This window comes from Acetobacteraceae bacterium (assembly GCA_004843345.1).
Taxonomy (GTDB): domain Bacteria; phylum Pseudomonadota; class Alphaproteobacteria; order Acetobacterales; family Acetobacteraceae.
In genome coordinates this window covers 218,951-238,667 of sequence record CP039460.1, presented here as the reverse complement: position 1 = coordinate 238,667, position 19,717 = coordinate 218,951, and the positions used below count along the sequence as shown (strand labels likewise).

The 19,717-nt window shown below is 41.3% G+C and carries 19 protein-coding genes; 9 read left to right on the top strand and 10 right to left on the bottom strand.

Annotated features, from left to right (window positions below; all coding sequences use genetic code 11):
- Nucleotides 1-18: 18 nt before the first annotated feature.
- Nucleotides 19-780, bottom strand: coding sequence for an orotidine-5'-phosphate decarboxylase (gene pyrF / locus FAI40_01180; protein QCE35706.1), 762 nt, complete (start codon nucleotides 778-780; stop codon nucleotides 19-21).
- Between the two features lie 168 nt (nucleotides 781-948).
- On the opposite strand from pyrF, the gene FAI40_01175 reads away from it, so the two are divergent.
- From FAI40_01175 to FAI40_01145, 7 genes are all read left to right on the top strand, one after another.
- On the top strand, nucleotides 949-3,555 hold the full coding sequence (locus tag FAI40_01175) for a hypothetical protein (GenBank protein QCE34061.1): 2,607 nt from the start codon (nucleotides 949-951) through the stop codon (nucleotides 3,553-3,555).
- Nucleotide 3,556: 1 nt separating this feature from the next.
- Entirely contained in the window at nucleotides 3,557-4,564 is a 1,008-nt protein-coding gene (gene pdxA, locus FAI40_01170; GenBank protein QCE34060.1) for a 4-hydroxythreonine-4-phosphate dehydrogenase PdxA, read from the top strand.
- 6 nt (nucleotides 4,565-4,570) lie between these two features.
- Nucleotides 4,571-5,296 (top strand): pyridoxine 5'-phosphate synthase, encoded by a 726-nt coding sequence (locus tag FAI40_01165; protein ID QCE34059.1) that lies wholly within the window; start codon nucleotides 4,571-4,573, stop codon nucleotides 5,294-5,296.
- An 81-nt stretch (nucleotides 5,297-5,377) separates the two neighbouring features.
- Entirely contained in the window at nucleotides 5,378-5,602 is a 225-nt protein-coding gene (locus FAI40_01160; protein QCE34058.1) for a DUF3126 family protein, read from the top strand.
- A 24-nt stretch (nucleotides 5,603-5,626) separates the two neighbouring features.
- Nucleotides 5,627-6,397: a HesA/MoeB/ThiF family protein gene (locus FAI40_01155; GenBank protein QCE34057.1), complete on the top strand. Its 771-nt coding sequence runs from the start codon at nucleotides 5,627-5,629 to the stop codon at nucleotides 6,395-6,397.
- Nucleotides 6,398-6,415: 18 nt separating this feature from the next.
- Nucleotides 6,416-6,799 carry a hypothetical protein gene (locus FAI40_01150; protein QCE34056.1) on the top strand — a complete coding sequence of 128 codons (384 nt, stop codon included), beginning with the start codon at nucleotides 6,416-6,418 and terminating at the stop codon, nucleotides 6,797-6,799.
- Nucleotides 6,800-6,919: 120 nt separating this feature from the next.
- The gene (locus FAI40_01145; GenBank protein QCE35705.1) at nucleotides 6,920-7,870 is read left to right on the top strand and encodes an amidohydrolase; all 951 of its coding nucleotides are present in this window, start codon (nucleotides 6,920-6,922) and stop codon (nucleotides 7,868-7,870) included.
- 110 nt (nucleotides 7,871-7,980) lie between these two features.
- On the opposite strand, the gene FAI40_01140 is transcribed toward FAI40_01145, so the two are convergent.
- From FAI40_01140 to FAI40_01110, 7 genes are all read right to left on the bottom strand, one after another.
- Nucleotides 7,981-8,550: a hypothetical protein gene (locus FAI40_01140; protein QCE34055.1), complete on the bottom strand. Its 570-nt coding sequence runs from the start codon at nucleotides 8,548-8,550 to the stop codon at nucleotides 7,981-7,983.
- A gap of 5 nt (nucleotides 8,551-8,555) precedes the next feature.
- Entirely contained in the window at nucleotides 8,556-10,334 is a 1,779-nt protein-coding gene (locus FAI40_01135; protein QCE34054.1) for an aminopeptidase P family protein, read from the bottom strand.
- Between the two features lie 574 nt (nucleotides 10,335-10,908).
- Nucleotides 10,909-11,361 carry a DUF805 domain-containing protein gene (locus FAI40_01130; protein QCE34053.1) on the bottom strand — a complete coding sequence of 151 codons (453 nt, stop codon included), beginning with the start codon at nucleotides 11,359-11,361 and terminating at the stop codon, nucleotides 10,909-10,911.
- A gap of 118 nt (nucleotides 11,362-11,479) precedes the next feature.
- Nucleotides 11,480-12,388: a 50S ribosomal protein L11 methyltransferase gene (locus FAI40_01125; protein ID QCE34052.1), complete on the bottom strand. Its 909-nt coding sequence runs from the start codon at nucleotides 12,386-12,388 to the stop codon at nucleotides 11,480-11,482.
- A gap of 28 nt (nucleotides 12,389-12,416) precedes the next feature.
- Nucleotides 12,417-14,606, bottom strand: coding sequence for a DNA helicase II (locus tag FAI40_01120; protein QCE34051.1), 2,190 nt, complete (start codon nucleotides 14,604-14,606; stop codon nucleotides 12,417-12,419).
- 100 nt (nucleotides 14,607-14,706) lie between these two features.
- Nucleotides 14,707-15,291, bottom strand: a complete 585-nt coding sequence (locus FAI40_01115) for a DUF1013 domain-containing protein (protein QCE34050.1) — start codon at nucleotides 15,289-15,291, stop codon at nucleotides 14,707-14,709.
- A gap of 33 nt (nucleotides 15,292-15,324) precedes the next feature.
- The gene (locus tag FAI40_01110; protein ID QCE34049.1) at nucleotides 15,325-15,555 is read right to left on the bottom strand and encodes a 50S ribosomal protein L31; all 231 of its coding nucleotides are present in this window, start codon (nucleotides 15,553-15,555) and stop codon (nucleotides 15,325-15,327) included.
- A 188-nt stretch (nucleotides 15,556-15,743) separates the two neighbouring features.
- On the opposite strand from FAI40_01110, the gene FAI40_01105 reads away from it, so the two are divergent.
- On the top strand, nucleotides 15,744-16,076 hold the full coding sequence (locus tag FAI40_01105) for a hypothetical protein (GenBank protein ID QCE34048.1): 333 nt from the start codon (nucleotides 15,744-15,746) through the stop codon (nucleotides 16,074-16,076).
- A gap of 39 nt (nucleotides 16,077-16,115) precedes the next feature.
- On the opposite strand, the gene secF is transcribed toward FAI40_01105, so the two are convergent.
- Entirely contained in the window at nucleotides 16,116-17,045 is a 930-nt protein-coding gene (secF, locus tag FAI40_01100; GenBank protein QCE34047.1) for a protein translocase subunit SecF, read from the bottom strand.
- 8 nt (nucleotides 17,046-17,053) lie between these two features.
- Nucleotides 17,054-18,592: a protein translocase subunit SecD gene (gene secD, locus FAI40_01095; protein ID QCE34046.1), complete on the bottom strand. Its 1,539-nt coding sequence runs from the start codon at nucleotides 18,590-18,592 to the stop codon at nucleotides 17,054-17,056.
- Between the two features lie 165 nt (nucleotides 18,593-18,757).
- On the opposite strand from secD, the gene FAI40_01090 reads away from it, so the two are divergent.
- Complete coding sequence (locus FAI40_01090) at nucleotides 18,758-19,714, top strand: Gfo/Idh/MocA family oxidoreductase (protein ID QCE34045.1); 957 nt, start codon at nucleotides 18,758-18,760, stop codon at nucleotides 19,712-19,714.
- Nucleotides 19,715-19,717 lie beyond the last annotated feature (3 nt).

Below are 19,717 nucleotides of genomic sequence, written 5' to 3'. Positions count from 1 at the left end.
GAAAAAGAAATGCAACTTTTATTTTGAGGCATTTGAAAGCTCTTCTTGAATGTTTTTTGCAGCTTCAGCTGGATTGCTTGCTTGTGTGATAGGACGTCCAACGACAATCCAATCCGCACCAGCATGCGCAGCTTCTGTCGGTGTCATTACTCTTTTTTGATCATGTGTCTCATTGCCTTTTGGACGAATACCAGGTGTTACTAAAACATGCCTTTCTCCGAGTTCTTGACGAAGATGCTTAAGTTCATGTCCAGAGCAAACAAGCCCGTCAGCACCTGATTCAATGGCAGATTTTCCTAAAAGAAGCGCCTGATCTAGAGGCGATCGTGGAATACCTGTCTTTTCGAGTGCTTCTGAAGAAAAACTTGTTAAAACCGTTACAGCCAGCAGGAGTGGGGCTGGAACATGGTTTTCCTTAGCACTTTCTTGCAGCCCTTCTTTGGCTGCTCTAATCATCTCTGCACCTCCAGAAGCATGGATTGTCACCATGGAAGGGTGATAGCGCATAAGGGATTTCATGCCTTTTTTGACCGTTGCAGGAATATCGTAGAGCTTGAGATCGATAAAAATAGGAAGGATGCGTTCTATTTCTTTTATTTTCTCAAGACCTGTCGCATAGCAATATTCCATTCCTGTTTTAAGCATGTCAGCATGAGGACGGACAGCATTTGCAATCGTCTCAGCCTGCGCTAAGGAAGGCATGTCCAGTGCGACAATGAGTCCTGTACGGTCAGGGAGGCGATGCAGGATTTTTTCAGGAATAGAAGTTGAGGTCGTCATTAGGCTTTTCATAAAATGATTTAATCTTTTGAATTCAGGGGAGTAATCCCTCTATTCGTTTCATATTTATAGCGCTCAATGCTTTTTGAGTATATCTTTATCACAAGCTTTTTTCATGAGGCTATTTTAAACGTAATGAACGTAAATCTCGGTTAAAAATGAGGAAAAATGACAGAGAGGCCTTTACCAAATTCTGAAATTCTTCCTGAACTTTCAAAGCTCGAATTTTCAAGTTTTATCAAAGCGAGAGAGCAGCCTCCAAAGTGGGGATTGCTTGACTTTATCTGGCGGCGGGAGCGTTATGGAAGAACAATTCCCCAAAAAAGAGGGCGGGATCGTTTGTTTTGGCAAAAAAAAGGCTGGGAAACGAAGCAGTCGCCGAATGCTTTTTTTGATCCAGCCTTTTATGTTGAAAATTGTTCATTGGAAAGGCGTCCATCTTCTCTAGAGGAAGTTATTGAACTCTATTTAAAAAATGGGCTTTCAGGACATGCGCCTCATTGGCTCTTTTCTGAAAAAGAATATTTCTTTTTTAATCCAGAACTTTCAGAAAAACGTTTTTGCTTTGACGTCGGGCAGTTTATTCGACGGATTAGAACAGAGCCTGAACTTTTTCTAAATTATTATGACCATTTTGTTCTGAAGGGGGATTTAGAAAAAAAGCGTCCACACCGTTTTTTTGTTCCAAAGCTTTTTTTAGAAGAACTAGAAAAACTTTCTCCCAAAAGAGAACTTCCAGAAGGAATGGGTGCTTGGCAGTTTTTCCTGAGTTGTTTTGAGTTACAAATCACAACGCTTAGGACTTCTTGGCATTTTGACCCAGTATATTATTTGGAAAAATATCCAGAGGTCGCAGAGGAAATTGCAAAAAAGAAATTTTCGTCTCCGTTACATCATTATCTAACGAATAAAACACCTTTGGCGTTTGATCCGTGTAAATATTTTTCAGAAACAGAATATCTTAGGCATCACCCAGACGTTCGAGAAGCGATAGAGGCGGGGAATTTCAGAAATGGATATGATCATTTTCTAAGATGCGGTCAGGAAGAGGGGCGTACTTTTCTAACGGATAAAAATTTTTATCCAAGAAATATTTTCCATTTTCTTCAGAAAACGCCAGAAGTCGAAGCGGAAATGAAACGGCTTGGCGCAGATGATTTATTTTCTCTTTATGTTGCTTATCATGAATTAGGAAAAGATTTAAAAACGTTGTATGCGCCAGCTGAGGAGAAAGAAACGCAGTCCAAGGAGACTTTAAAGGATTTTGGGCAAATAATGCGCCTCTCTCAGGCACGGCAAGAGGCACTTTTTTCGGTGTTAAGCCGTTCTCCTTTGCAAGTTTTTTCAGAAAGCTGGGACGAGGATTTCTTTACAGCAAAGCCTTATTTGAGTGTTGTTTTGTTTTCCCATGGAGATTACACTGCTCTTATCAGTTCTATTGAAAGTCTCGCACCCATTTTAAAACAAGGGACAGAACTTCTTATTGTAAGTTCTGGAAATCTGGAGGAGCAGCGCACTGTCGAAAGACTTGTTAAAGGAGAATATCGTTTTTGCCATTTATTGAAATTAGAAGATGTGTTGGCTTTTTGGAAAACTGCTCTTCAAACATTGCGCGCTGAAAATACGCTTTGGATGGCGGCAGGCGTTCGTTTAGAGGGTATAAATCTTTCGAGAATGCTTGCTGTTTTAGAGAAAGGCGATGCAGCTGCATTTGGTGCTAGGGTGATACAGGGATTGAAGGAAAATCACGGTGGAAGTCTTTCTTATGATGGCACTTTAAATTCTTTTCGAGAGGTTTCTGAGCAAGAAAAGTATTCTTTCTTTGAGGGTGAGAAAGAAATAGATGTTCCGCCTTCTGGTATTTTCTTGTTTCAGGTTTCTTCGGTTCGAGAAATTTGGAAAAAAATACAGGAAGCGCAACAAGTTAAAGAGAGATTGATTTGGACTAGTTTTTCAGATTTTGAGACGGTTGCATTAAGTTTAAGGGAAAGTGGGAAAAAAATTCGCTTTTCACCTACCTTTTATGCGGTTGTAAGTGAAAAACTTTCCTTTTCAAAAGGAGAAATGTCTTTAGCACGTTGGCGGCGAAAGAATTTTGCGGATCTGCTTCTCGCAGAAAGGCCTGAAAAACTCTCTTTTGTTTTGCCAAAACTTCCAGATAATTCTTCTTCAGAAGGCGATAAAATTTTGCTTGAGGAAGTGCAGTTTTTTTCCAATCTAGGTTTTGAATTGAATTTGTTGGCTTTTGATAAAAATGAGGCTGATTTTTTCAAACGTTTATGCTCTTTTGGAACAAAAATAGATTGGGAGGAAGCCTCTCAAAATTGGCAGAATTCGCTTTTTGAAAGATTGGAAAAGTCAGATTTAACGTGGATTGTTGGCTTAGAGTCGTTGCAAAAGTTTCTAACAGGTTGGCAAAATTATCAGACAGAATCTTCTCTTCTCAGCCCGTGTGTTGTGGATTTACGTTTTGAAAAAGACCTCTCAGAACTCTCTTTGCCTCTTTTGGACGCTATTGAAAAAAATCCTCTTATCGAAGGGATTATTTTAGTGGAGGAAGGGAAGTGCCCCCTTTTAGATAAAAAGCCTGAATTAAGGCAGATTATTTTATCTTCTAAAAGTACACGATCTGAAAAACAGCAAAAATTGCGTATGATTTTTATGCAGCTTCGCCAAGTTTTTGAGATGCAGGGCGAGGTTGTTTTGGAAGACTTAGAATTTTCTCAAAAAGATCATTTCCCGCCAAAGCGTCCTTTGAAATTGATAGGAGATTGAGATGCAGCAGCGTCCTTTAGCTGTGACAATGGGCGATCCAGCGGGTATTGGGCCGGAAATTATCGCCAAAACGTGGCTGTCGAGAAAGGCATGTAAAACGCCTCCCTTCATTGTTTTTGGTGATTCAGCCTATTTTTCAAAAGCTGTGCCTGTAAAAGAGATTAAAACTCCAGAAGAAGGCATGAAGTTTTTTGGAGAGGCACTCCCAATCTTTCCGGTTTCATGTGCTTATCCTCCGAAAGTGACTATTCCTGAAATCGAAAATGCGCCTTCTGTCGTCGAGGCCATTCGTTCTGCGGTTCAGTGGTGTCTTGAAGGCAAAGCGTCGGCCGTCGTGACGGCCCCCATTTCTAAGGATATTTTGGCGCAAAAAGGGTTCGCTTTTCCAGGACATACAGAATATTTAGCGCATCTTTGCGGTTCTGTTGGAAAAGAAACAATGATGCTGGCATGTCCTGAATTGCGGGTTGTTCTGGCAACGGTGCATGTTTCTATTCGGAAAGCCTTAAAACAGCTGACGCAAGAAAGAATTATAACCACGGCACGCAAGACGAATCAGGCATTAAAGCAAGATTTCGGTTTTTCTCACCCTCGAATTGCGATTGCTGCGCTGAATCCCCATGCGGGTGAAAATGGCAGAATGGGTGAAGAGGAGCAGGCATTTATCATACCGGCTGTGAAGATTCTTCAAGAAGAAGGTATTCAGGTGCAGGGCCCTTATCCGCCAGATACGCTTTTTACACCTGAGATGCGAAAGAAATATGATGTTGCCTTGTGCATGTACCATGATCAAGGATTGATACCGCTTAAAACGCTGGGCATGGAAAAGGGCGTGAATATAACACTGGGCTTGCCCATTATAAGAACATCACCAGATCACGGTACGGCCTTTGATATTGCATGTGATTTGGAGAATCTAGCTCAGAGTAAGGCTTCTGCTGAGAGTTTTTATGCAGCGCTTATAGAGGCTGAAAAAATCAGAAAGCAGCGTTCAAAAATTGTTTTGTGAGGATGTATGGCAGAAATTCTAAGATTAGGCATTAATATTGACCATTCGGCGACGATTAGAAATGCGCGTGGTGGAAATTGGCCAGACCCCGTAAAGGTTGCGCAGGAAGCGATTAAAGGCGGAGCAGATTCGATTACAGCGCATTTAAGAGAAGATAGACGTCATATTAAAGATGAGGATATGAAGCGCCTTCGGGAATTGCCTGTGGGCTTAAATTTTGAGATGGCGGCAACGTCTGAAATGCTTTCGATCGTTTTAGGGATCAAACCTTTTGCCGTATGTCTTGTGCCAGAAAGACGCCAGGAACTAACGACGGAAGGGGGCTTAAATACATTTCAGGAGGCGATTCCTGAATTTATTGCAAAATTGAAAGAAGCAAAAATTAGAACCTCTCTTTTTGTCGATCCAGACTTAAAACAATTGAAACATGCGGCGGAGTTAAAAGCAGATGCCGTAGAGCTTCATACGGGGGCTTATGCGCAGGCTAAGACGGAAGAGGCTTTGAAGCAGGAGCTGCTTCGTTTGAAAGAAGGCGCAAAATTTGCGAAAGCCCATGGATTGGAAGTGCATGCGGGCCATGGTTTAACTTATGACAATGTTGAGGAGATTGGCGCAATGACAGAAATTTCAGAACTCAATATTGGGCATTATTTGATTGGTGAGGCCTTATTTGTGGGCTTAGCCAAGGCCGTTTCTGAAATGCGGCGTAAAATGAATTTACAACGCAAATAATCAAAGAAAGCAAAGATTTCTCTTTTGAAACTTGTTATAAGGGCAGGCAGAAAAGAGATTCTAAATTGAAATGGGATATTTATGGCTGACTTTACACAATCAGAAATTTCAAGGCTTCAGGCAGGCCTTCAAAAGCTTCTAAAATCTCCAGCCATTCGCATTCCACCCATGGCACGGAAAGGGGTGAGTGTAGAGGTTTTGGTTGGAGATGAAACAATCGGTACAGTTTATAAAGATGAGGAAGATGGTGAAGTCTCCTATGCCGTGAACATCACTCTTTTGCAGGAAGACCTTCCTGAAGCTTAATTTTTTAGAAAACTCGGAGCCTGTATGTTAACCCCTGAAAGACTGGAACGTTATTCCAGACAAATTCTTTTGCCTGCTGTTGGTGCAAAGGGGCAAATACGTTTGGGGGATCTAAAAATTTTAATTGTCGGAGCCGGTGGTTTAGGTGCGCCACTTTTGCCCCAACTGGCAGGTGCAGGTATTGGTCAGATTTTTATTATTGACCCAGATAAAATTGAGTTGGGGAATCTGCCACGCCAAACGCTTTATAAAACTTCTGATATTGGAAAATTCAAGGCAGAGACAGCGGCAAAATATGGTCTGGAATTAAATCCAGAAATCAGCATTACGCCTCTTTGTGAATATCTGAATACAGAGAACGCAGAAGAAATCATTGCCAAGGTCGATATTGTTGCGGATGGATGCGATGATCCAAAAACAAGAGGGCTGGTTTCCGATATTTGCCAGAAGTTAAAGAAGCCTTTAATTAGCGGTGCTGTTCAAGGAACATGGGGGCAATGGGCGAGTTTTCCTTTCTATAAAAAAGAAAAGATTGCCTGCTACCGTTGCCTTTATCCTGATTTAGAAAATCAACAGGCTGGAGGCTGTGCCTTGGCTGGGGTGGTTGGTTCTGTTTGCGCAACCATTGCGGGCATGATGGGAACGGAAATTCTGAGAATGGCGCTTGAGTGGCAGGGTTATGAGGATGAGCCACGCCTTTATATGTGGGATGCGATGGAGCGCCATTTAAGAAAAGTAAAAATTGCGCCTGATAAAGACTGCCCACATCATGGACGTTTCGTTAACGCTGATTGATTTGAAGAAGATTTTACCATGACAAAAGCTAAGGATTTTTCGCCTCTTTTTATCCTCTTGGCAGGAGATGATCGAAATCGGGCGCATATTGCTTTTTCATTGAGTTTAGCTGCTTTGGCGTTGGGCAGAGAAGTCACGATTTTTGCTGGTGGAAAAAGCGTTCGCCTTTTTAGAAAAATAAACCTTGAATGCGATAAGGAAAATTGTCCTGAGGCCGAAGGGGTTTTGTGTCTAGACAAATTAATTGAGGAAAGCTTACAGCTTGGCATAAAGCTCATCGCCTGCGAAACAGGCTTATTTCAAACGAATCTTAAAGAAACTGACTTGATTGATGGTGTTAAAGTTGGCGGCCTTGTCGGCCTTCTCGCTGAGGTAGATGAAGATAAATTAATGGTTTTTTAAAATATAGAACCACAATAGAGTTTTTTGTTATGCGAGGAATGCCTATCTAGGGCAGAGAGGCACAAAAAAGTGTTTTTATTTCAGCGCTTTTTAGAGAAAGGCAACAAGATCAAGTCATCTATTTCCCGTATTGATGTTCATACACACGTTATACCGCCTGTCTGGGGCAAGGGATTATCAGAACATGGAGGAGATCCTTCAGGCTGGACTTTACCTGAATGGACACCACAAACCGCTTTAGATTTTATGGACAGTAATAAGATTGGCACATCTGTTCTTTCTTTGACAGCTCCAGGTGTCTGCGGCTGGAAAGGGCAGGCGCGTTTAGAAATGGCGCGGAAAGTCAACGAATATACGGCTGATGTGGTGCAGAAGCATCCTAAGCGTTTCGGAAATTTCTTAACATTGCCGCTTTCCGAAATTGAAGGTGCTTTGAAAGAGATCGAATATGGTTTTGATCACTTGAAAGCCGATGGTGTGGTTTTGCTCAGCAATTATGAAGGGATGTATCTCGGAGATTCTGCCTTAGAGCCTGTTTGGAAGGAACTAAATAAGCGCTCTGCGGTTGTGTTCGTTCATCCAAATGATCCATCTGTTCCTGGTAAGTTTGTAATTCCTGGGCCTGTTGTGGATTATCCATTTGATACAACACGTTCTGCTGCGCAGATGGTATATAATGGTGTGATGGATCGTTATCAAAATATTAAGGTTATTTTGGCACATGCTGGCGGTTTTTTACCTTTTGCCGTACGTCGTTTTGCAGAATTGATTCCTGTTGTGCGGAAAGCAAGACACGAGGAAAATATTCCAACGGCGAATAGCTTAATGGAAACTTTCCGCAAATTCTATTTCGATACGGCGCTTTCTTCCAGCCCAGAAGGACTTCCTTCTTTGCTCGCTTTCGCAAAGCCAGGACATGTTCTTTTTGGAAGTGATAATCCATACGCTTCACGTCCTGTGAGTGAGTCTTTTGTCTATATGCTGGATAATTATAAAGACTTTAAAGACGGACAGTATGATTCGATCAATCAAGATGGCGCACTTGAGCTATTTCCACGCTTAAAGGCTTAATCTCCGTTTCTCTCTTATCCTTAGTATTTAAAAAGATAAGAGGAGTGTGATTATAAAAGGCACGTTATTTATAACGTGCCTTTTTTTTGAGAACGTCTTTTTAGGGGGAACTAGTTCCTTTTTAAAACATCACCAAGGCTGAGGCCCATTTCTATACTGCAGGCACGCAGGCTGTTAAAGGCTTCGTTACTACCTTCTAGTGGGATTGTTTCTTTTGTTTTGGAGTCAAATAAGAGAGTCGTTTCGCTATTTTTTTCAAGCGTAGCGAGGAGTTCTTCTGCCTTTTTAGTTTCTATCGTAGCAGCAAGCGTATTTTGATCTAGCGCAAGCATGGATAGTTTTTGAGAAGAGTGATCCGCTGTGAGTATGACGTTTTCTTTTGTTTTTCCTGAATTTAAGTGCCAATGCGCATTCATAAGATGAATTTGAATCGTTGGCTTATTTTTTTCTAACGTGACATTCACGCTGAGTGTGGAGGTGTTCGATGTATTGCTTGTGGCAATACATTTATCTGTTCCTGAACTGTTGAAATGATGAAGGGCGACCCATTCGCCATTTTTTGCATCAAGGACTGTTTCTGATAATGTTTTGAGATTAACGCCTTGAGCCATGCTTGAGATAGGGAAAAGGGCAAAAGCAGACGAAAGGGCTAAAAGAAAAGGATATTTCCTGTGTAACATCTTTTTTATCCTTCAATTTTGGCACAAGCCTTTTCAAGCCATTCAAGCGTTTCACCTTCTAACCATGGCGAGAGACGTTTTCGGGTCTCCTCATGATAGTCATTAAGCCAATTTAACTCCTCAGCAGTAAGCAGTTTAGGCTCAATTAAATCTCGATCAATAGGCACATAGGTGAGGGTTTCAAATTTAAGATAGTCCCTCCCATTTTTTCCTACACCATCTTTTACAGCAAGAATCAGATTTTCAATGCGGATGCCATAAGCGCCATTTTCATAATAGCCCGGCTCGTTGGAGATAATCATACCAGCCTTTAGACCAACAGGGCGGGAGGCTGGTGAGATTGAATGAGGGCCTTCATGAACAGAAAGAAAACTTCCAACACCGTGGCCTGTTCCGTGGTCATAATCAAAACCGCCTTCCCAAAGAGGGGCACGGGCGAGAGAATCTAAACGGTATCCTGCGGTATTTTCAGGAAAACGGGCACGAGAGAGGTTGATATGGCCTTTGAGAACTTTGGTAAAAGCTTCCTTTATTTCTGATGGCGCTGCGTTTGGACCGCTCCAAAGGGTTCTCGTGCAGTCTGTTGTTCCAAATTCATATTGTCCGCCACTATCAACAAGATAAATCTGGTTTTTCTCTAAAAAAGAGGCTGTTTCTTTTTTAGCGTGATAATGGGGCAAAGCAGCATTTTTTCCTGCTGCGGAAATGGTCGCAAAACTCAGCCCCGTACAGTCAGGATTAGAAAGACGAAGAGCATCTAATTTTTCTGCGAGTTCAACTTCTGTTAAACCAACGCCTTCTTTTTTAACAAAGGAAAGAAAGCGGATGAGTGCCACAGCATCAATGGTTTGCGCTTTTTTTTGTCCTGAGATTTCTGTTTCGTTTTTTAAAGCTCTCGGCAGTGAAAAGGGATTGGCCCCTTCTATAGCTTCTGCGCCAGCCTCAGAGATTTTTAAGGTTAGGAAAACAGGTGTTTCGAGAGGAGTAAAACGGATCTTTTTGCCTTTTAAGCGTTTAAGGCGCTCAACAAGCTGATTTTCAGGAAAAATGTTTATTTTGTCGTCTTCGGCTTTTCCGTTTAAACGTTCGGGATTAACAAAAAATTCCGCATCGCCATTTTGATGGAAAAGCGCATAACCTAAAGCGATGGGGAGATATTCTAAATCATTTGCCCGAAGATTAAGTGCCCATGCGATCATTGAAGCATCTGCGGCCAAGAAAGCATCTTGGTTACTTTCTTTTAGACATTTCCCAAGTGCAAGACGTTTTTCTAAAGAGCTTTGACCTGTAAGGGATAAATTATGTGGTTTAATTTGTGTTGCAGGGGGGGCAGGACGGTCATTCCAAATCAGATCAATAAGATTTTCCTCAACAGGAATAAATTCAAAACCCGTCCTTTGCCATTTTTTAAGAGAAGGAAGGGTTATAATCCGTGGATCATAGGCAATTTTTGCATCTTGAGGCAGAATCTCTTTGAGCCATTCCTGTGGAGGATTCTCCAGAATATGTTTACTTTGCCATTCCGAAAAAATTTCAGTTTTAAGCTGTTCAGTATAGCGTCCATCTGAAAAAACGCAGGCTTCTTCCAACGTGATGACAGCGATTCCTGCACTTCCAGAGAAATTACTGATATAAGCAATTCTTTCGGCGGAAGGTGGAATATATTCCCCTAAAAAAGCATCATCATGCGGCTGGATAAAGGCTGAAACGCCAAGCCCATTCATGAGCTTGCGTAACATATCCAGTTTTTCTTTAGAAGTTTTATGCTGAAGGGAATGTGTCATTGTAAACCTCTAAAACTAAATCTTATAAGAGAAAGGCAGAATTCAGAATTTCTATTCCTCTTTAAGTAATATCTTTACAAGATAGCTTATCCCACTTGTCTTGAAAAATAAGATTTTTGTTTTTGTCATAAAGAGTAAATTCGTAGGAAAAATCTGGACGATTCCAGTTTTTCCAAAAATGGCAAATGGAGTTATTTCTTGTCTCTATATTCTTTGAAACAGCCATTTTTATATTCGTGGATGGAGCATTTTCAATCGAAAAAAGTTTCCACTGACAGGTATATTTTTTGTCAGTAAAGATAACTTCAGAAAAACCTTGTGATTTTTGCAAAAGCTTACAATCGGCTGTAACAGCCCTAGAAATTTCGTTAAGACTTTTTGGTGCTGTTTGTAAATAGAAGGCATGAATTTTGAGATAAAATAGACCAAGGAAAGCAATAAGGCTACCGCACCATATGGATAATAAATATGCAAATATCCATTTTTGAGAAAGATTGTAAGGATTATTCTTTCTTTTAAAAAATGAACAGATAAATAAGATTGGCAGGCATGAAAGTAATAAGGCGCTGTTATATTAGGTTCGGGGAGCAGCTTCTTGCTTCAAAATTTCTTTTTCTGGGAATCCGTAAATATTCTTGTTCTTTTGCCCTGGCAAAAATGAAATTATCATACACGGAAGAAAAGGAAAAAAAACGAGTAAGAAAATGGGTGAGCAAGCTACATCAATAGCATCTGAATTTGGATATATCAAAGCAGTTGATATTGCAGCAATAATACTTAAAAAATATGGCAAAATTTGCCACCAACCCGATAAACCTAAATCATGTAATCGTCTTGTTCCAAAGGCGCTTAAAAAGACGATTTCGCTACAAAATAAAAATAAAAGAAACGGTAAGGTTGTTATTGCCAGCCATATGGCAAAGAGGCTGTGAGAGGAAGATGCTGCATTTAAGAAGTAAATAATAAAGTTAGCAAAAAGATGCATAGGTAAAGCTATGCATGCAAAGCAGAAAAATTTTTCCACCAACGTAAACGGCTATCTCTCCCTGAAAAATTAACGGTATGAGTAACAAAATACTCCCACCATTCTATAGGTTTATAAGAAAGATAATTAGCTATATGTGATTTCTGATTCATAATGAGATTTACTTTCGTAAGAGCAAAATCGTCCAGCCATTATCATCAAATCTTTTTTCTAAGGAAAGGCCTGTTTTTTGGTAGGCTTCTAATACTTCATCAGCCTGTACAGCGAGTAAGCCTGCTAAAATCGCATAGCCCTTATTGTCCAAGGCATTTGTCAGGTCTTCTGCCATTTCACAAAGAGGCCCTGCTAAAATATTGGCAAAAATAAGGCCGTAAGGAGCATTTTTTTGCGCATGTCCAGCTTGCCAGCCATCTGCCTGATAGGCTGAAATAAGAGAGGAGATGTTATTGCGTTCGGCATTTTCTTTTGTAACCCGAACAGCATCTTCTTCAATATCAATTCCAAGGACTGGTTGGTTCCAGAGTTTCGCTGCGGCCATGGCTAAAATGCCAGAACCGCATCCCATGTCCAAAATACTTCCTGGAAATTTTTCAGGATAAGTTTTTGCGATTTCTTCAAGCGCTTTGATACAGCCCCGTGTGGTTTCATGCTGACCCGAGCCAAAAGCAATGCCAGCATCTAAATAAAGATTAAGACGTTCTGGATGGTCTGGTTTTTCGGGTAATAAATGGCTTCCATTGATACAAAATTTTTCGCCAGCTAAAAGAGGCGGAAATTCTTGGGCGACTTTTTCAAGCCATCCTTTCTGCGGGACATATTCAATAAGAATATCTGGCGTGCAACCTGTAAGAAAAGAAGCTAATTCGAGGGCAGAATCTAATTCTTCTTGCCGCTCATGGGGAATTTTAATCCCTTCAACGCGCCATGTTAGATTTTTTTCATCAACTTCAAAAATACTGACCGTTAAACAAACCGTTTGAAGTGCCTTTTCAAAAATAGGGGCATCTTTCTCATGAACGGTAAAAGAAATATTTTCTAAAAAACCTTCAGGCGCTTCGGGGTGGGTCATTTCAATGTTTCCAATAATCAATCATTTGCTATGATTTTGCTGTGACATAGTCTGCCATGAGGCAGCGTGTTTTTCCATCTTCAAAACGGATTATGAGCTGGTTGCCTTGTGCTTCTAAAATCACTCCATCGCCAAAGCGTTTATGAGAGATAGTTTGTCCAACTTTCAGACCTGTTGTTTGTGTCGTGGGATCAGGAGTGGAGCGCATAAAAAAGGTTTTGCGGTCATTTGAAGGTTTTGAAAAAGCATAGGGATTCTGAGGCGGCGCTGCACTATTTGTGAAATCTACGGGGATTTCCCGAATGAAGCGGGAAGGAATGCAATCCTGCCAATTCCCATAAATACGCCGTCTTGCTGCATGGCTAATGATGGCGGTTTTTCGAGCCCGTGTCAGTCCAACATAGGCAAGACGTCTTTCTTCCTCTAAGGCCTCTGTGCCTCGTTCGTCTAAAGAACGTTGAGAGGGGAAAATGCCTTCTTCCCAACCGGGTAAAAATACGAGATCGAATTCCAAGCCTTTTGCAGCGTGAAGGGTCATAATGCTGACATATTCATCCTCTTCTGTCAGTGCATCGACATCCATTACAAGCGCAATATGTTCTAAAAATTCTTCTAATGTCGGAAATTCATCAATGGCTCTTAGAAGTTCCTGAATATTTTCTAATCTTCCAGGCGCATCTGGTGTTGTTTGTGTTTTCCAATATTCAATATAGCCGCTTTCTTCTAAAAGCCACTTGATAAGCTGGCCATGAGAATCCGTTTTAAGATGTTCACGGCCTTCTTCCATCATTTCAACAAATTGAATGAGTGGAAGGCCTTTTTTTCCTTTTAAAAGGCCATTTTTCCATCTTTGGATAAGGGCATTTTGAAGCGAAATATTTTGAATTTGGGCTTCTTCCCGTAATTTGCCAATGGCGACATTTCCCATGCCTCGGCGTGGAAGATTTATGATGCGTTCAAAGGCAAGATCATCAGCAGGCTGAACGAGGGTTCGGATATAGGCGATACAATCCCGAATTTCTGCACGTTCATAAAATCCCTGACCGCTAATAATCCGATAAGGAATATGTTGTCGGATGAAAGAATCTTCGAAAGATCGCGCCTGAAAACTGGCGCGAATCAGGATAGCCATTTCATCGAAAGACGTTTTTTTACGGTGTGCTTTTCTGATTTCCTCTGCGATACAGTCTGCTTCTTCATTTGAATCGCCTGCAGGGATAATCTTAATGAGGTCTTCTTTTTTATCTTCTTTTGGAAGACCAGAACAAAGTTCCTTACCAAGACGGCCTTGATTATGTGCAATAAGGCCAGAAGCTGCGCTTAAAATCGTTTGGGTGGAACGGTAATTTCGTTCAAGACGAATGATATTTGCCCCTGGAAAATCTTTTTGGAAACGCAGGATATTTGTAATATCAGCGCCACGCCAAGAATAAATCGACTGATCATCATCACCAACGCAGGCAAGATTAGCAGGAATGTCATCTTTTTGGCGAGAAAGAAGACGCAGCCAAAGATATTGTATCGCATTTGTGTCTTGATACTCATCGACCATGATATAGCGGAAACGTCTTTGATATTCGCTTAAAATCTCGGGATATTTGATAAAAATTTCTGTTACATGGAGCATTAAATCTCCAAAATCACAGGCATTGAGTGAAATTAAGCGTTCTTGGTATCTTTGATAAAGGGCAGAGAGTGTATGCTCTCCCAGTTTAATTTCTTCAGACGCACGCAGTTTATGATAGGTAAGTGCCTTGTCTTTCCAGAGCTGAATATCATTAAGCGCTTTTTGGGGGGCAATCACTTTTGGATTGATTCCCATATCTGCCATAAGCTGTTTGATAAGACGCAACTGATCATCGCTGTCTAGAATAAGGAAATCCCGTTGTAAGCCGACAAGTGTTGCATGTTGCCTTAAAATGCGAACACAAAGAGAATGAAATGTCCCAAGCCATAATCCTTCAATAGGCCGGTCAAGAATCTGGGCAATGCGTTCCCGCATTTCGCGCGCAGCTTTATTTGTAAAGGTAACAGCAAGAATTTGAGAAGGGTATGCTTTTCCACTGAGGAGAAGATGGGCAAAACGTGTTGTTAAAACACTTGTTTTGCCTGTCCCAGCTCCTGCTAGAATCAGGAGAGATCCTTCGGTCTGCTCAACGGCGGCCCTTTGCTCAGGGTTAAGTTTGTCTAAATATGCCGTATTGTCAGAGAGAAGAATAGAATATTCCTTTTTTAAAAAGGTCTTAAAATAATTTCATCTTTCCCCATAAAATGAAAGTAGGGGAAAGACTCAATTATTGAGAAAAGAAAATAAAGGATTAAAACCCAAAATTTTTCAATTCATTTAGAAGCTCGTCTTGCGGATTTGGCTGCTCTTTTTCAGCAGTTTTCTCATTTGCAAGACTGACCGCCGCATTAAGATCCATTTGTGTGCATAGACCCATGATCACAGGATCACGTGGCTTAATGTTAGGGGTGTTCCAATGTTGACGTGTGCGGATTTTTTCAATCGTGTCTTTGGTCGTTCCTAATAATTTAACAATTTGTTTATCCTCCATATGGGGATATTGCTTTAACAAAAAGGCAATCGCATCAGGACGATCATGACGACGGGCGAGTGGTGTGTACCGAGCACCCTTTGTCCGACGAACAACAGGATTTTCCGTTGTTACTTTTTTGAGACGGGCTGTTGTGTCTGCTTCGCAACGTTGGATCTCCGAGGCAGGAAGCTGATGGTTTTTAACGGGATCATACCCGTTAATTCCTTTGCCGACTTCTCCGTCCGCAATAGCCTGCACTTCGAGCGGATGCATACCGCAGAAATCAGCAATTTGTTCAAAAGTCAAAGCCGTTTTTTCAACTAACCACACGGCTGTGCCTTTGGGCATCAATGGAGCTGTCATAAAAGAACCGTTCAAAAAAAGAAAGGAAAGATATTATTTGCTTTTTGGAGCGCCGAGCGAACCAAAGCGTTTTGCAAAACGAGCAACTCTTCCCCCGCTGTCAATAATACGGTGGACGCCTGTCCATGCAGGATGGCTTGTTGGATCAATATCTAGGCGAATGCTGTCGCCTTCCTTGCCGTAGCAAGAACGTGTTTTATATTCACTGCCATCGCTCATGATAACGGTGACTTCGTGATAATCTGGGTGAATGCCTGGCTTCATTAGGTCTCTGCTTCGTTATAAATGTAATTAATTTTTGGAAATTTCTTCCTAAAAGAAGAACAATTTTCCCTCCTTATAGCCGATTTTTCCGAAATCGAAAAGGCCAAAAGCAGAGGCTCTCTTTTAGAGCATAAAAACGTTAGAAAAAGGATTATGCGTTTTTGTTCAAAAACTTCTATAAGGAAGAGATGAAGAAAGAAGATTTTACGTCTCATCCAAGATTTCCGTTTAAGACTGTTTTTTTTACGATTTCCTGCGTGGGGGTCTTCCTTTTGGGCTGTACCCTGCATCCTTTTCAACGCTTGGCATTGGGAGCCACTTCTCCGGAGGCACGCTTTTATAGTTATTTTATTTTGCATGGGGCTACGCAGAGTGTTCTTGGACGGAAGCAAATTTCGGCAGAACAGGAGCATTTGCTTTTAGAGACGGATAGGGATGCAAAGCAAAGCCTTGTCAATAAAGTCTTTGAAGGCAAGATGGAAAATGTCCTGACAGATTATCTCTTAGCCATTCATCCATAAGGAAAACCCCAGCTTATTTTAGGAAGCTGAGGTTCTTTTTTATCCTTTAGTATGTGGTCTTAACCGTTTACTTCCCATAAGCAGAAGGAGTGGAGCGCCAATAAAGATAGAAGATGAAGTTCCAATAACGATACCAACGAGCATGACCCAAGCAAAGGCCGTCAGTGTACTTCCGCCAAAAAGCGCTAGAGGAAGAGCCGCTAGGAAAAGCGTACTGGAAGTGGCTAGTGTTCTATTTAATGTTTCATTGATTGAAAGATTAAGGATTTCGCTTAAGGGCATTGTTCTGAATTTTCGGAGATTTTCACGAACACGGTCGTAAACGACAACTTTATCGTTCGTTGAATATCCAATAATGGTCAGAAGTGACGCCACCATAATCAAGTCGAATTCAAACCCTGTAATTACCAGAAAACCGACTGTTTTTGTAAGATCAAGAATCAACGTAATCACAGCCGCAATGGCGAATTCACGTTCAAATCTGATCCAAATATAGATCATGATCATTCCAAGACTTAGAAAGAGAGCTAATAAGCCATCTCGAAAAAGCTCTTTGGAGACGGAAGCGCCAACGGAATCTGTTCTTAGGATTTTAGTTCCTGCCGTGTGTTCATTTAAAGCTGTTTGAATAGTCGAAACAATTGTTTTATTGCCTTCAACAGTTTCTTTCTCTGGCATATTTGCGGAGATACGGTAATCCTGGTCCGTTCCAAAACTTTGAACAGAGGCGGTAATGCCTTTTTTCTCTAAAATATGTCTAATCTCTTCGGGTGTTTCTGCTTTTGGAGAGTGTGCTTCGATAATGACACCGCCACGGAAGTCCAAACCTAGTTTAAGTCCCGGATGAAAAAACAGAATAATCGAAAGGGTTGAAAGGATTGCAGAAGTTGCAAGCCCAATCCATCTTCCTTTCATAAAGTTGAAATTAGGCTGTTGGGCAAAGAAATGTAAAAGTGGTTTAATGCTCATAACAGACCTCAGACCGGAAGCTTTTTAGGGCGAGTGTGGGCGTACCAGCGCATAATCAGGAGCGGTGTTAAAAGAAGGGTTGTAAACAAGGTTGTTCCAATACCGATTGTAATCGTGAGCGCAAAATTTCGAACAGGACCAGCTCCAAAGATGAAGAGCATCACATGGGCTAAAAAAGCCGTGACGTTACTGTCAATAACAGTTGCTCTCGCATGGATAAAGCCACTTTGAATGGCCTGAAGCGGCGGTTTTCCGCGTTGGGTTTCTTCACGGATACGGGCGTTAATTAAAATATTGGCATCCAGTGCCATACCGAGTGTTAAGAGGATACCAGCCATACCTGCAAGGGTTAATGTCGCTTGGAAGAGGGATAAGATTCCTAACATTAAGCCCAAGTTCGCAAGTAACGAAATATCCGCATAAATGCCAAACTGCCCATAAAAAACAATCATGAACAGCGTTACCAATAGGAAACCAACGGCAAGGCTGGTAATACCTGCGTGAATAGAGGCTTTTCCAAGGCTTGGGCCGATACTTCTTTCTTCAATAATTTTAAGGGGAGCAGGCAATGCGCCAGCACGGAGAAGCAGAGCCAAGTCGGAAGCGCTTTGGGAGGTAAAGCCACCTGTGATTTGGCCGTTTCCTCCTGTAATAGGACTCATAATGCGGGGGGCTTCGATGACTTTCTGGTCAAGGACAATGGCAAAGTGTTTTCCAACGTTAGACTGGGTGACGGAAGCAAAGGCGTCCGCACCTTTATTATTGAGTTGGAATGTGACAGCCCATCCGCCACTTTGCTGGTCAATGGCGGCGCCTGCGTTTGTGAGGTCAGCACCATCCACAGCAATGTGGTCACGGATAGGGATTTCCTGCCCTGACTGCTCATCTTTGAGCAGGGTTGTTCCGAATGTTTCGTTTTGCTCACCAACAAGTCTAAAGGTTAGCCTTGCTGTTGTTCCGAGTAAATTTTTAATTCTTTCAGGATCACTTACTCCTGGAAGTTCAACCATAATGCGGTTGTCTCCTTCACGGGCAATTGTTGGATCCATTGCGCCTGTTTCATCAATTCGTCTGCGAACAATTTCAATTGCACGATTTACAGCTTCTTTCGCTTTTTCTTCAAAAGCGGCTTGTATAAAAGATAAGGTGAAGCGTCCGTTATTTTCCTGATAGCCAAAAGTGTGGTCATTCGTTGCAATGAGTTTATCCAGAGTCTCAATGACAAGAGAACGTTCTTGAGGGGCTCTTAATGAAAATGAAACTTGATTGGTTGTTTCATTTACAAGAAGATTTACATAACCAGCACCTTTTGTGAGAAGAGATTGCTTTAACTGTTCCCTAAGAGAGTGGAGCTGATCTTTTTCCAGAGATGCCGTGTCCAATTGCAGCAGAAGGTATGATCCCCCTTTAAGGTCGAGTCCAAGATGGACTTGACGCCAAGGCAACTGTGATATGGGCTGTTTGATAACGTTTGGAAGGCAGAATAGAATACCGACCAAACAAACGGCAAGAATCCCTAATAGGCGAAGACGCGTGTAATAAAGCATAGCGTAAAGAATAGTCCCCTTTAACATTTAGCGTCTGTACAATGCCGTTTTCTAGCAAAAGGCGCAACTCTAACAACGGAATTGTCTTTAAATTAAAAAGGTATTTTTTAAAATTAGGGTGTAAGAGAGGGGAGAAAAACACTTAGAAGAAGGAAAAGCGTTTTTATGGGGAGTCCTTTACGGGTGGGTATTGTTGGAGCAGGGCATTTTGGACGATTTCACATTCAAAAATCCTTGTTGCATCCTCTTGAAATGCTCATTGGTTTTTCTGAGATTGATAAAGAGCGTGCGTTTTCTATTGCAGAAGAATTTTCAATTTGTTTTTTTGAAAATCTAGGAGAGCTTTTGCAAGAAGTTGAGGCAGTTGTCATTGCGACCCCCGCAATAACCCATTTTAAACTTGCAAAATTGGCATTGGAGTCTGGAAAACATGTTTTTTTAGAAAAGCCTCTTGCAGTTAAAAATGAAGAAGGCTTGGCGCTGTTACGTTTAGCCGAAGAGAAAAAGAGAATTCTTAAAGTAGGCCATCTTTTAACATATTCTTTACCTGTTCAGAAAATTTTAGAAATTATTCCATCGCCGTCAATCATTGAGGTTGAGCGCTGTGTACCTTATGCCAATAGAGGAGAGGATGTTTCGATTGCCTTTGACTTAATGATTCATGATCTTGAATTACTTGCTTCTTTGTTTGGAGAAATAGGCGTATGTTTAGAAGCGAGAGGCCGAAAGATAAAGACAGATTTGTGGGATGAAATCTTTTCCCGTTTTTTCTTTAGAAGTAAGTGCCAAGTTTCTCTTTTTGCAAGTAGAGCTGTCGAAGAAGGTAAGCGAAAAATTTCGATAGAAGACGCACAATTCTCTTTAGAAGCAGATTTTGTTCGGCAAGAACTACGTTATTTTAGAAAGAGAAACGTAGGAGAAAAGATATTTTTGCATCAGATTGAATGGCCTAAAATAGACTTGCTATGGCAAGAGCATGATGATTTCACACGGCTTTGTTTGGAAGGTGAATTTTATACCAAAGGGTACAATGCCGAAACAGCTTTTCAGGCGCTCTGTATGGCAGAAAGGATCGAAGAAAAAATCTTAGATGAATCGGTCAAAGAGCGCCTAATTCGATAATTT